General features: G+C 42.8%; 9 protein-coding genes. 1 reads left to right on the top strand and 8 read right to left on the bottom strand.

Translation table 11 applies throughout. The features are described 5' to 3' along the window. Positions 1–186: 186 nt before the first annotated feature. The 6 genes from odhB to sdhC form a co-directional block, all read right to left on the bottom strand. Complete coding sequence (gene odhB / locus RAH45_RS00630) at positions 187–1,449, bottom strand: 2-oxoglutarate dehydrogenase complex dihydrolipoyllysine-residue succinyltransferase (protein ID WP_068407829.1); 1,263 nt, start codon at positions 1,447–1,449, stop codon at positions 187–189. Between the two features lie 155 nt (positions 1,450–1,604). Beyond that, positions 1,605–4,487 carry a 2-oxoglutarate dehydrogenase E1 component gene (locus RAH45_RS00625; RefSeq protein WP_068407832.1) on the bottom strand — a complete coding sequence of 961 codons (2,883 nt, stop codon included), beginning with the start codon at positions 4,485–4,487 and terminating at the stop codon, positions 1,605–1,607. Between the two features lie 928 nt (positions 4,488–5,415). Next, positions 5,416–6,126, bottom strand: coding sequence for a succinate dehydrogenase iron-sulfur subunit (locus tag RAH45_RS00620; protein WP_068407835.1), 711 nt, complete (start codon positions 6,124–6,126; stop codon positions 5,416–5,418). Positions 6,127–6,319: 193 nt separating this feature from the next. Continuing rightward, the gene (gene sdhA, locus RAH45_RS00615; protein ID WP_068407838.1) at positions 6,320–8,170 is read right to left on the bottom strand and encodes a succinate dehydrogenase flavoprotein subunit; all 1,851 of its coding nucleotides are present in this window, start codon (positions 8,168–8,170) and stop codon (positions 6,320–6,322) included. 458 nt (positions 8,171–8,628) lie between these two features. Continuing rightward, positions 8,629–9,033 carry a succinate dehydrogenase, hydrophobic membrane anchor protein gene (sdhD, locus tag RAH45_RS00610; RefSeq protein WP_102077800.1) on the bottom strand — a complete coding sequence of 135 codons (405 nt, stop codon included), beginning with the start codon at positions 9,031–9,033 and terminating at the stop codon, positions 8,629–8,631. 2 nt (positions 9,034–9,035) lie between these two features. After that, positions 9,036–9,422 (bottom strand): succinate dehydrogenase, cytochrome b556 subunit, encoded by a 387-nt coding sequence (gene sdhC, locus RAH45_RS00605; RefSeq protein ID WP_082894375.1) that lies wholly within the window; start codon positions 9,420–9,422, stop codon positions 9,036–9,038. A gap of 1,165 nt (positions 9,423–10,587) precedes the next feature. On the opposite strand from sdhC, the gene gltA reads away from it, so the two are divergent. After that, positions 10,588–11,868 (top strand): citrate synthase, encoded by a 1,281-nt coding sequence (gene gltA, locus RAH45_RS00600; protein ID WP_102077758.1) that lies wholly within the window; start codon positions 10,588–10,590, stop codon positions 11,866–11,868. A 91-nt stretch (positions 11,869–11,959) separates the two neighbouring features. Here the strand turns inward: gltA and RAH45_RS00595 are convergent, their stop codons facing one another. Together RAH45_RS00595 and RAH45_RS00590 are read right to left on the bottom strand one after the other, a co-directional pair. Continuing rightward, entirely contained in the window at positions 11,960–12,973 is a 1,014-nt protein-coding gene (locus tag RAH45_RS00595; RefSeq protein WP_193029922.1) for a hypothetical protein, read from the bottom strand. A 139-nt stretch (positions 12,974–13,112) separates the two neighbouring features. Beyond that, the gene (locus RAH45_RS00590) at positions 13,113–13,688 is read right to left on the bottom strand and encodes a type IV secretion protein Rhs (protein ID WP_369811315.1); all 576 of its coding nucleotides are present in this window, start codon (positions 13,686–13,688) and stop codon (positions 13,113–13,115) included. Positions 13,689–13,847 lie beyond the last annotated feature (159 nt).

The following is a 13,847-nucleotide window of genomic DNA, read 5'->3' as shown; positions in this document are numbered from 1 at the left end:
ATTTCTAGATTTTTTTCTGATTTTATGATGATTTAAATGACTGGTTGGCCTACTGAATGATAAATGACGATTTTTCCGTCGTTAATACACCACAAAAAAAGTCGCATTTATTTGACAATAAACCACAATCTCCTCGTCCAAAGTGAAAAAGCTTGTATCAGTGGTTACCGATACAAGCTTAAAAGCTTACAGGTCTAGGAGTAGCATGGTTGGATCTTCGACCAACTCTTTGATAGTAACTAAGAACTGTACCGCTTCTTTGCCGTCAATCATACGGTGATCATATGATAGTGCTAGGTACATCATTGGTAAAATTTCAACTTTACCGTCGACTGCCATTGGGCGATCGTTGATAGCGTGCATACCTAAGATAGCAGTTTGTGGTGGATTCAAGATAGGCGTTGACATGAGTGAACCAAAGACGCCGCCGTTTGAAATGGTGAACGTACCGCCAGTCATGTCATCAAGACCAAGTTTACCTTGTTGTGCTTTACCACCAAACTCACGAATCTTAGCCTCAACATCAGACATACTCATGCGGTCGGTATCACGCAATACAGGAACGACCAAACCACGATCTGAAGATACGGCAACACCGATATCATAGTAGCCGTGATAAACGATGTCATCGCCGTCTAGTGACGCGTTAACCGCTGGGAAGCGTTTTAGTGCTTCAGTCGCCGCTTTAATAAACAATGACATAAAGCCTAGACGTACGCCATGGCGCTTTTCAAATTGCTCTTTATACTTAGCACGCATATCCATCAACGGTTTCATGTTGACTTCGTTAAACGTGGTTAGCATCGCTGTTTCTTGTGAGGCAGCCAGTAGACGGTTAGCAACTGTCTTACGTAGACGCGTCATTGGTACGCGTTTTTCAGTACGCTCACCGGTTGATTCAGCAACTGGACGACCGCTATCAGATTTGATAGAGCTATCAGCTTTTAGCGTTGGGTTTGCCATGTCGGTTTTGGTTACACGACCACCGCGACCACTGCCTTCGACATTTTTAGGATCAACGCCAGATTCTTTCGCCGCTTTTCGTACCGCAGGGCTTTGGTCTTTATGATCCGCTTCGTCTTTTTTATCTGTCGCTTGGACTGGCTCACCGCCATCGGTAGCTTGTTTCGGCTGTACTGGCGCTGCTGGTTGATCTGGGTCAACTGCAGGCTCATCAGCACTATCGCTGCTACCACCAGCAGAACTACCGCTAGCACCAGCTTCAAACTCGGCGATTAGCTCGTCTGACAAAATCGTATCGTCAACTTGCTTAACGATTTTGGTAACCACACCGTTATCAGGTGCAACCACTTCTAATACCACTTTATCAGTTTCAATTTCAGCCAATAAGTCGTCGCGGCTAACTTCTTGACCTTCAGTGACATGCCATTCCACGAGGGTGCCATCGGCAACCGATTCTGGAAAAACGGGGGCTTTAATTTCAGCCATCGATATACTCCTTAGATATTGATATTACTCTTTATTATTAAGTCGTGATAGGCAGTCAATACCATTCTCAATCGTCTTACTTTAATGGTAATAGCGGTACGGACTGTTATCGCCTGATTCGTGTATCTTATATAATCTGTTGCTTAAGCCAACTACTATTTAGATAGCTCATCCACACTGATGCCAAGACCACCAGCAATGAGTGCTTGCTGCTGCTGAACATGTAGTTTTGGAGATCCTGTCGCTGGCGCCGCACTAGCAGGACGTGCGACCGGCTCCATGACTTTTGCCTTGGTTGGATGCGGCACAACAATGCGGAACATATGCGGCGCTAGATAGTACCAAGCACCTTGGTTAAGTGGCTCTTCTTGCGTCCAAACAATCTCAGCTAAGTTACTATATTTTTCAATCTCAGCAATCAAACGCTCTTCTGGTAATGGGTATAGCTGCTCAATACGCACAATCGCTACATGATCTAAACCTAGCGCACGGCGTTGTTCTAATAAGTCATAGTAAACTTTACCGCCGCACAGCACCATACGCGTTACGTTGTCGGCATTTTGCTGATCGATCTCTGGCAATACTGTCTCAAACTTGCCGTTCGCCAGCTCTTCAAGAGTTGAAGTTGCCAATTTGTGACGTAGTAAACTCTTCGGTGACATGACGATTAATGGCTTACGAATCGGACGTACCGCTTGACGACGTAGGGCATGATAGATTTGCGCTGGGGTCGTTGGCGTAATCACTTGCATGTTGTCTTCAGCACATAACTGCAAGAAGCGCTCTAGGCGAGCAGATGAATGCTCAGGACCTTGACCTTCAAAGCCATGTGGTAATAACATCGTTAGACCACAAACGCGCTGCCACTTAGTCTCACCACTTGAGATAAACTGGTCAATCACCACTTGTGCACCGTTCACAAAGTCACCAAACTGTGCTTCCCAAACGATTAGCGCATTAGGAACTGTGGTCGCATATCCATATTCGAAGGCTAGTACCGCTTCTTCTGATAACAATGAGTTGTAAGTAGCAAAGCGCGCTTGCGTCTCACTGATATGTGAAAGAGGCACATACATGCTGCCGTCATTGACGTTATAGATTTCACTGTGGCGATGCGAGAACGTACCACGGCCCACATCTTCACCAGTAATACGTACCAAGACATTGTCATGGTCAACCAATGATGCATAGGCTAGTGTTTCAGCGGCGCCCCAGTTAAGTGGCTCTTCGCCAGTTTGCATAGCTAGGCGCTGTTCGACCATTTTTTGTACTTGGCGTTGTAGCTTGTAACCTTCTGGCATTTCTGCCATACGGCGACCATAGCCTTTTAGCACTTCGATATCGACGCTGGTATCCCAATCGTCAACCAAATCATGACCTAAGTAAGGTTTCCAATCAACGAAGAGCTCTTCGTTAGGCTGACTCACTAGAGAGCTGGCAACGTATTCACCGCGGTCTAACGACTCACGATATTCATCTTCGTACTGCTGAGCTTCACTCTCGCTCAACACGCCGGCTTTGATCAGTTGCTGTGCGTAGATAGTGCGAGTGGTTGGTAATTTCTTAATCACTGCGTACATTAATGGCTGAGTCGCTGATGGTTCATCGGCTTCGTTATGACCGTTACGGCGATAACAAAATAAGTCAATAATGATGTCTTTATCAAACTCATGACGGTAATCTAATGCCAATTGCGCCGCGAAAACCACTGATTCAGGATCATCACCGTTTACGTGCAAGATAGGCGCGTGCACCATTTTGGCAACATCAGTACAATATTCAGTCGAGCGTGCATCTTCTTGACGACTGGTGGTAAAACCAACTTGGTTATTAATAACAATATGTACTGTACCGCCCGTGGTATAAGCGCGGGTTTGTGACATTTGAAAAGTTTCTTGCACCACACCTTGGCCTGCAAATGCCGCATCGCCATGAATAACGATCGGTAGTACAGAGTTGCCTGTTTTGTTATCTTGTAGTGGTTGGTCATTACGGCGAACTTGACGCGCGCGTACCGAACCTTGCAATACTGGTGCGACAATCTCAAGGTGCGATGGGTTAAACGCCAATGCCAAATGCGCCTCACCGCCCGGTGTCATCACGTTCGATGAAAAACCATTATGATATTTAACGTCACCTGAGCCTTTTTCTGGCTGCACTTTACCATCGAACTCATCAAACAAATCGGCAGGGTTTTTACCCAAAATATTAACCAACAAGTTTAAACGACCACGGTGAGCCATACCGATAACCATCTCTTTAGTACCATAACCGCCAGCACGTTGGATGATTTCATTGATAGCAGGAATAAAGCTCTCACCACCTTCTAGACCAAAACGCTTAACACCCGTATATTTACGAGCCAAATATTTTTCTAAGCCTTCGGCAGCGGTTAAACGCTCAAGGATTGAGAGACGTTTTTCTTTATCAAACTCGATATAACCCAGATTGGTTTCTAGGTATTTTTCCATCCAGCGTTTTTCGGTGCTGGTGGTCACGTGCATATATTCCGTACCGATATAACGGCAGTAGACGCGCTCCATGATCTCAATGATTTCACGTAGCGTCGCTTCATCCTTACCAATATTTAAATCATTGGTTGGGAATACGGTATCAAGGTCGGCTTCAGAAAGATTGTGATAGGCAAGGGTTAAATCTTCCACTTCTGCACGTGGATGCAAATCTAACGGATCAAGCTTAGCACGGCGATGACCACGGCGACGATAGGCTGAAATCAGCTGCTGCACGCCCATTTGCTTTGGGTCAGCACAGTTTGAATTACCAACTGTTGAAGCTGATGCTTCAGTGCTTACTTTGTTCGCCGTTTGATTGCGCGCAAGCAACAAAAACTGATCTTTAATAGCATTGTGCTTGGCATCGTTTGGCGTTTTGTATTGTTCAAAATACGCTTGCCAATCGTTATCAACGCTACTAGGATCATCTAGATATTGCTCATAGAGCGCTTCGATATATTGAGCATTGTCGGCAGCCAGTTCAGTATGATCTAGGCTCGCAGTTTCTTTAGTTATACTATTCATAATAATCGTCTATTTGATAGATAAATGAATGGAATCGTGCTTATTATTGTGTTGTTCGTTATAGGTTAGCGACATCAATCGTCGCTTTTTACCATTAAAACTTGTCTTAACATTATCTTTTTATTAACCATATCTACAAGTTACCGCTCTTGGTCAATAAAAAACATCCTACCCAAGCTATCTCGTTATAAAAAAGATAATTGCAATACCATGCTTACTATTAAAATTATTTGTGAACGGTCGGTTTTCTTTAGTGGCTCGTTTGACAACATTAATTTATATATAATGCTTGCAGCTATAACCAAATTGTTAATAGCATGGTTTTACTCAAAAAATTTTGTCTTCAGTTAGCCTTTTAATTGGCTATTTCCGCTGAAGTGTCTTGCTATGGTAGAAATATAGGCGATATTACGCCAAAGATATAGTGCTGTATAGGGTAACATGACTGCCTAACACGCCATAGTTTGTTTGTTCAATACTAGGTATTTACGAAATGAATATCAACTATCATTTCTCGCAACTAGTTAATTTTTATATGAACAAATAACGGCGCTATCGCTAAGATTTAGCTAAAATTATAGCCTACTTTTTGCATTTCTATAGATTTTGAGCGATATAAACATTTATGGTTAATCACTACCTTTAAATGAATCTGCGCGAAAATATACGGTTGTAATCAATTATATAGACATGCGTACGATATAGCATGCCCTCTTACATACAAGCAACGTATTGTTAATACAGCCTTACTTTCATTGACTGAGTCACCACTGCCCATCAACAATACCGTCTAAAATATCAGTTTTGTGATGCTAGCTTTATAACTGACAGTTTAATGCTGATAACCTTGAATAAAAAACACCACCTAATGAGAGGTGGTGTTTTTTTAACAGCGCTATTATAAAGCTAATTACCAATAAATGGTAGACTAACCTGCTTGATCGATCAGTAAATTGCGCAGATGACCGATGGCTTTGGTTGGATTTAGGCCTTTTGGACATACTGACACGCAGTTCATGATACCGCGGCAACGGAATAAGCTGAACGGATCTTCTAAACGCCCTAGACGAGCACGAATATCAGTATCGCGGCTGTCAGATACAAAACGGTTGGCATTCAATAGTGCGGCTGGACCTAAGAACTTATCAGGGTTCCACCAGAATGATGGGCAGCTGGTTGAACAGCAAGCACATAAAATACACTCATACAAACCGTTCAATTTTTCACGCTGTTCAGGTGACTGCAAACGCTCGGTTGCTGGCGCTGGCTGGTCATTGATTAAGAACGGATGAACTTTTTCGTATTGCTCATAAAATTGGTTCATGTCGACGACCAAATCACGAACCACTGGCAAACCTGGTAATGGACGAACCGTTACTTTTTCAGGCAAGGTGTTCATGTTAATCAGACAAGCTAGACCATTTTTACCATTAATATTCATGCCATCTGAACCGCAAATGCCTTCACGGCACGAGCGTCGGAAAGTAAGGGTTTCATCTTCTTTCTTTAGGCGTAATAACACGTCAAGCAACATACGATCTGAGTCCAATAACTCAATCGTATAAGTTTGCATGCGCGGCGCTGCGTCCACATCAGGATCGTAGCGATAGATTTCGATGGTGCGAGTACCTCGGCTCATAATGCTAAACTCCACACATTGGTGATGCGGGCTCACAAGCGTACAGTCTAAAGACTGCTATTTATCAGCGCTATGATTAAACCATAGCGCTGATAAAAGCTTATCGCTGGCGCTCACCTTTTATTAAATAAGGGATAAAACGTTAATTCTATGTATACACAAAGCTGTATGCTCAAAACTACAGGGGCTAGAATTAATAAACGCGAACTTTTGGCTCGACGTAATCGACCGTCAATGGCACTTTACGCACAGGCTTATAGATAATACGATTGCCTTCAGAATACCATAGGGTATGCTTCATCCAATCATTATCGTTACGGCCGTTTGGTGCATAATCATCATCTTCTGGGCGATCATAGTCAGAAACACTGTGCGCGCCGCGGCTTTCATGACGGTTAGCGGCCGATATCATCGTCGCTTTTGCCACTTCATACAAGTTGGCTACTTCAAACGCTTCGATACGCGCAGTATTAAAGACCTGTGATTTATCAGCCAAATGGATTTGGTCGATTTTATCAGCAAGCGCTAGAATCTGCTTAACACCTTCATCCATCATCGCCTGCGTACGGAATACACTGGCATGCTTTTGCATAATGGCGCGAATCTCGTCAGCCACGTCTTGCGCATTGTAGCCTGAAGTTGATTGTTGCAATTTGTCTAAACGGCGCACAGTGAAATCAAGCACATGTGGATCAAGCGGCTTGTAGTTATGGTCAGCATGATGGAATTCATCAACGATATGCTTACCAGCAGCGCGACCAAAGACCAATAAATCAAGTAGCGAGTTGGTACCTAAACGGTTGGCACCATGCACACTAACGCACGCACACTCACCGATTGCATAAAGACCTTTAACGACGTTGCCTTTGGCATATAGACCGTCTTCATCGGTACCCGCTTCTAGATCCGGTACAATCACCTGACCATGAATCGTGGTTGGAATACCGCCCATCATATAGTGAATGGTTGGGATAACTGGAATTGGCTCTTTAGTGATGTCAACGTTGGCAAAGTTTTTACCAATCTCGAATACTGATGGTAAACGCTTCATAATGGTGTCAACACCCAAATGGGTCATATCCATCACGATATGGTCAGCATTTGGACCACAGCCGCGACCTTCTTTGATTTCTTGGTCCATCGAACGTGATACCAAGTCACGTGGTGCCAAGTCTTTCACGGTGGGCGCATAACGCTCCATGAACGCTTCGCCATCTTTATTACGTAAGATAGCGCCTTCACCGCGGCAACCTTCGGTCAATAGTACGCCGGCACCATGAACGCCGGTTGGGTGGAACTGCCAGAATTCCATATCTTGCAATGGAATACCTGCACGAACCGCCATGCCAATACCGTCACCTGTATTGATATAAGCGTTGGTAGAAGCCGCAAAGATACGACCAGCACCACCTGTGGCTAACACAGTAATTGGTGATTGGAATACCGCAACCGTACCGGTTTCTTGCTCAAGCGCGATAACGCCATTGATGTTACCGGCCTCATCTTTGATCAAATCAAGCGCGATCCACTCGATAAAGAACTCTGTACCTTGCTGTAGGTTTTTCTGATAAAGCGTATGCAATAGCGCGTGACCCGTACGGTCAGCAGCAGCGCAAGCACGTTGTACGGCTTTTTCGCCATAGTTTGAGGTATGACCGCCAAATGGACGCTGATAAATGGTGCCATCTTCGTTACGGTCAAACGGCATACCCATGTGCTCAAGCTCATATACTACTTTCGGCGCTTCGCGGCACATGTACTCAATGGCGTCTTGGTCACCTAACCAATCTGACCCTTTCACGGTATCATAAAAGTGAAAGTGCCAGTTGTCATTACTCATGTTACCCAAACTTGCGCCGATACCGCCCTGCGCTGCAACGGTGTGCGAACGGGTTGGGAATACTTTGGTCAAGACTGCAACCTTCATGCCCGCTTCGGCCAAATGCAATGAAGCACGCATACCTGAGCCGCCGCCACCAACGATGACCGCGTCATAGTTCAGGGTTTTAATATTGCTAATGGTATTATCTTGTCTAGTTGCCATTACGGTTTTCCTAATGCCTGTTAATGCTTAGAAGTAAATAAAAAGGCTGATGTCTATGCTGGTTTCTGTCTTATCATGCGGCAATGTCGGCTAATATTTGCGCTCACGCTACTGACAATAATTTCAACCATCAAAATCTGCTATCAATACCTTTTGACCACTTAACTTGCATATCTATCGTTATATTGGGCTTATCTGTTTATTTAACTATCGGTCTAACTGTTATGCAACTGCTTAATAATGCACTGGTATCAGTGATAAGTTAAATTGAGAAATACCCAACGCTATGATTGGCTCTGTCTATTTTGGCTACTAACGGATTTTATTCTCTAAACGCTTTTAAATCAGTAAGGCTATAAATGCGGTTAGATTCATCCGTTATTATTCATCGATATATGGCTGCTAATACTACGCTTATAAATAGCCTATGAATAAATATTTACCGGTATGATAAAAAGTTAAACAGCAACAACACCGAAGCCGTTACCCCAAAAAATCATAATGCCCCAAAATAGGAAGACTAAAATAGCGATAATCATCAATGTTTGTAAAAATAAACGCAGTTTAGGCGCGCTTTCACCCATCTTGCCAGAGGTAATATAGTCGGTAAATACCGTCCACATACCCACCCACGCGTGACCAGCCAATGCCAAAATAGCCAACAAGCTGAACAGACGCATCGGTAAACTGGTCATAAAATCAGACCATTCAATGAAGGTTACATTGCCATGGGTTAAGAAAAAGCCCAGCAACACCACACTGTAAACGGCTAGAATAACCGCACTGATACGTTGGACCATCCAATCACGGGTACCTGAGCTTGTTAGACCGGTGGCGCTTTTGATTCCTGAATCATTTTTTATCATTAGAACATCACCCATACAAATGACGCGACAATTAAAATCGCTGCAATCACTAAGCTGACAACAGACGCCATACGCGCCGATTGTAGCTCTTCATTTTGACCATTATCAGCAAATAAATGCTTCACGCCCATCACGAAGTGATAAGCAATGGCGGCGACGAAAATCCACGCTAAAAAGCGAATAAAGACATTGTCAAACACGGTTTCAAAACTCTCAGGCGATGCCAAAGAATTCTGTAATAACCACAGCATGACTGGGATAAGTAGAAATAAAACAATGCCAGAGATACGATGCAAGATAGAAGCAATTGCAATCGGTGAGCGGTTAACGCTAATCACTTGGCTTAAGGGCAGATTAATAGGTCGGTTGCTTTTCACAGCGGGCATCCTTTTTGCGGTTATACTCCTGTATCAGCTATCAACGCATTATACGAATACTATTTATCAATACTATTCTACAAGCGGCAAGCAACACATGAGATGAATAAAGTAAGGAAGGGCTAGCTGACGTCGTTTCATTTGCGCTAAATATGCAAGGTCGATAAGTCTTATTTATCTGACGTTCAGATAAACTCTATAAATAAAATCTGTGCCCGTAGCGACTGTTTATTTAGTTGCTATTTGGGTAGTTTCCATTTATAAAGTGGTTATAGACTTCCCTATCGCTCACTGAAGTGACAATCCCTTTTTATGACAAATCATTCACACCCTTTATACAAAATAAAGAGGTTACATGGAGTTCATAATATGGGATAAATCGATTAACTATTCTATTTTTACGACGTTGCATCAACAAAAAAGATAACGCCATAATATCATCTGTAGAGTATCATTTTTTATTAAGGCAAACTTCACTGTTGACTATTTAAAAATAGAACAGTTAACAAGAATATTCAAACGATAAGTCGGGATTTAGTCTATCAACCGAACAGTCAATCATCAAAAAGTCTCAATAAAGCTGGGCTTTACCAATAGTTTTATCAGAGCAGCCTATTCATTTGCGCAAAGCTAGTGCCAGTTAAATCCCTCCAATTATAAAATGACTGCGCCATAATTACAAATTTATCCCCTAAATAGTGGTTATCGGTGATTATTTAACAAAAAGCTAGCTATTGGTAAGGCGAATTTATTAGTATTGATATTTCAGAATCAATTTTTGATCCAAATTAATCTGTCGGTTACGCATACTCTGTCTATGCCATGGTGCGTTGCTGCAAATATGACGGACGTTTATCTTGTAATAAAGTCTTAATTATTATAATGTTAATGAGAATCATTACATTATAAGCAACCAGCGGACTTGCTGCTGAATTACCGCTAAATTACTGAATAGACATATTTTGATACAAAGTTTACAGTCGTTTAGCACGACTAACGCACACCTATTACAGACATTGCTGCTAAAAGTCTTTTCAAAACCTCAGTAATAACTGCTAATATAGCCTGCATATTAAATGGGTTAAATTTTTTTGACCGTTTAACTAGTGAAGACGCGAGGGTATGCGTCGATATATTTTTATTCTAACAAGTTACAAACAATGGAGAGCAGTTTATGGCTGACAACAATGCCAAATTAAGCGTAAATGGTGAAGAATACGAACTTCCTATTATTGAAGGTACTTTAGGGCGCCCAGTTATCGATATTGCTGCTCTACAAGATTCAGGTTTTTGGTCTTATGACCCTGGTTTTAAAGTAACCGCCCCTGTTGAATCTAAGATTACTTATATTGATGGCGGTAAAGGGGAGTTATTACACCGTGGCTACCCTATCGACCAGTTAGCAAACAATGCTGAATATCTAGAAGTGGCGTATGCGTTGATTCATGGTGATCTACCAAACGCTGAGCAAAAAGCGGATTTCTATGAAAAGGTTCGTAAGCACACCGGTGTTCATGACCAATTACGTAAATTCTTTGAAGGTTTCCGCCGTGACGCCCATCCAATGGCGATTATGGTTGGTGTCGTTGGTGCCCTATCAGCGTTTTATCATGACAACTTAGACGTCAGCAATGAAGCACACCGTGAAATCACCGCTATTCGTCTAATCGCTAAAATGCCAACGCTTGCAGCAATGAGTTATAAATACTCACAGGGCGAACCGTTCATGTATCCACGTAATGATTTCAATTACGCAGAAAACTTCTTATACATGATGTTTGCAACCCCTGCTGATGTTGACTACGAAACCAATGACGTGATTACTCGCGCCATGGACAAAATTTTTACTTTGCATGCTGACCACGAGCAAAACGCTTCAACGTCTACTGTACGTCTAGCAGGTTCTACTGGTGCCAACCCTTACGCGTGTATCGCTGCAGGTATCGCTGCCCTTTGGGGTCCATCACACGGCGGCGCTAACGAAGCTGTTCTTGAGATGCTAGATGAAATCGGTACGGTAGAAAACGTCCCTGAATTCATGGAAAAAGTAAAAAGCCGTGAAGTAAAACTGATGGGCTTTGGTCACCGTGTTTACAAAAACTTTGACCCACGCGCACAAGTAATGAAAGAGACTTGCGATGAAGTACTAGGTGCATTGGGTATCAATGATCCTAAGCTTGAGCTTGCGATGGCGCTTGAGAAAATCGCTTTAGAAGACCCGTACTTCGTTGAGCGTAACTTGTATCCAAACGTTGATTTTTATTCTGGCATTATCTTAAAAGCCATCGGTATCCCAACGTCAATGTTTACCGTTATCTTCTCACTCGCGCGTACTTCTGGTTGGATCAGCCATTGGTTAGAAATGCACAGCGCACCGTTCAAAATCGGTCGCCCTCGTCAGTTATATACTGGTGAAACGCATCGCGACTTCGTTAAAGTTGAAGATCGTAAATAGTCAGCTATTGTTATTAGCAGCATAAAAAATCCCGCTACTTGAGCGGGATTTTTTATGGTCTAAATTCAATAAAGAAATAAAAAGTCACACTTTATTGAAACTCTTTTAAGGTCTGCTCATATTTGGCAATTTGCTCGTCATAACCTTGGATGGTTTCATTAAATTTTGCCATCAGTCTCTCAAACTCTTGCTGCTGATTGAGTTTCATCTGCTGCATATCCATCACTTGTTGGGCTTCTATCTGCTCCCAAACTTGATGCTGAATAATCAAACGCGCCAGCGCTGGACTTTTTGCACTAAGTCTACCGGCGATTTCTGCATGTTCGAATACCTGCGGCACCAATGTCGCGATATTGATTAGAGTATCAACATCTTCCGCACTAAGCAGCGTGGTCACAGGCTGATAAAGGGCTTCCATCGCTTGCTGATAACTGTCTATAATCTGCTCATCTGTCAACATCACTGGTTTACGCGGCTCTAAACTGATACGCTTAAGTACGGTTAAATCACGCTCGCCCACTTCAGTGCTGGTATTGATATCAGTGTCCGTAGTCGCATTGGCGTCGACTTCAGGGTCGTTGCTAACGTCTGACTCACTATTATTATTGTCCATAGCTGCGGCTGAATCCGTAGCAGGTGGTTTTGCTATTTGCTCAGAATCTGTATTATTTGCAACTCGATTAGCGGTATTAGACGGCTTAGCATTGTCTACTGACACAGCAGTTGTACTATCAGGTAACAAATCATTGCCACTGTCTGAGGCATCTGCCGCTTGTAGCGATTCATATTCGGCTTGCAAACGCTGCTGTAGGCTTTTTGCTTGCGCAAGGTACAACGGCTGAAACTGCTCTATACGCGCAGCCGCAGAGTCACTTTTGCGCATCGGCTGACCGTCCTCTACGCTAGTTTTTTCTTTGGGTTGACTATTATCAGCTACTGGTGCTTCTGCTTGCTGCTGACAGCCGCTTAACAACAAAACCCCAGTCATAGCGGCGGCTAGCAAGGAGCGGGTACACGGCGACATCATTGCTTTATTTAGCGACCCTGCATTTATACAGGTATGATGAGTCTCACTATCAGGCTTTGTTAATAAATTTTTAAACATCCGAGTTCTCATCCTTATTAAAAGCAGTTCGCTTATATATTGAGACTACTAGCTATTTTATTTTTCTATATCTCTAGCAGCTTGTTATTATTATCAAAAGTTTCAGTCATCATATAAATATTATAGGATAAAAGAAAGATTAAACTTTAACTGTGTCATGAGTTTTATGTTCGTCGCGAGTTTTATTATGGTCATGGCTGTTATCGATTCTTTGTGTCGCTAAAAAAGGAATACAATTTTCAAAACCCTGACAATCGCGTCCGTGCTGCCGACTGATAAAATAATCTTGCACCATGCGTGCTTGCTGCTCGATACCATAGTTGAAAAAGGGTTTGCCAGCGTTAAGGACATAATCATAGCGGCGATTAATCATAGCGCCGCGCACAACTTTAAGACCTTGCTGCAATTGCCACACATGGGTCAATTCATGAATAAGCCAGCTTTGCTTACCCAATGATGATTGGCTAAAATCTGTGACCCAGTCGGCCGGGTGAAAATAAATATTACCATTAGGACTGACAGCGTAATTTTTTAGTACCCAGAATGCTGTTTTTAGCTGAACTTGCTCAAGCCGGATACTATCGCCGAACACCGAACGAGCCAGTGCTATCTCTCCAGCAGTCAGCTGCCGTGAACGCTGCTTGGTAGCTTTAAGAGGCCTAGCACGAAGAGACTCAGCGCGTTTAAATAAACGCTTGAAAGCAGATAGCGACAGCATAAGTGTCTTACCTTGTATTGGTTGCTGGTTTTATATTTGATAATTCGTTATAACATGATTGGTCATAACTGATAAACCATTAATAAGGTCGAAATCGCGTAAAACAAAGCCTTTAAGACATAAGCTGTACACTTAGCTGACTTTTATTAACGTAAA

It is taken from the genome of Psychrobacter sp. van23A (assembly GCF_030845275.1).
Taxonomy (GTDB): domain Bacteria; phylum Pseudomonadota; class Gammaproteobacteria; order Pseudomonadales; family Moraxellaceae; genus Psychrobacter; species Psychrobacter faecalis.
This window is presented reverse-complemented; position numbering and strand designations above follow the sequence as displayed.

Bases quoted from the DNA above. Each gene is read 5' to 3' on its own strand.
- sdhA (WP_068407838.1), bottom strand. From the start codon at position 8,170: ATGGCAACTAGACAAGATAATACCATTAGCAATATTAAAACCCTGAAC.
- RAH45_RS00620 (WP_068407835.1), bottom strand. From the start codon at position 6,126: ATGAGCCGAGGTACTCGCACCATCGAAATCTATCGCTACGATCCTGAT.
- RAH45_RS00595 (WP_193029922.1), bottom strand. From the start codon at position 12,973: ATGTTTAAAAATTTATTAACAAAGCCTGATAGTGAGACTCATCATACC.
- odhB (WP_068407829.1), bottom strand. From the start codon at position 1,449: ATGGCTGAAATTAAAGCCCCCGTTTTTCCAGAATCGGTTGCCGATGGC.
- RAH45_RS00625 (WP_068407832.1), bottom strand. From the start codon at position 4,487: ATGAATAGTATAACTAAAGAAACTGCGAGCCTAGATCATACTGAACTG.
- gltA (WP_102077758.1), top strand. From the start codon at position 10,588: ATGGCTGACAACAATGCCAAATTAAGCGTAAATGGTGAAGAATACGAA.
- sdhC (WP_082894375.1), bottom strand. From the start codon at position 9,422: ATGCCCGCTGTGAAAAGCAACCGACCTATTAATCTGCCCTTAAGCCAA.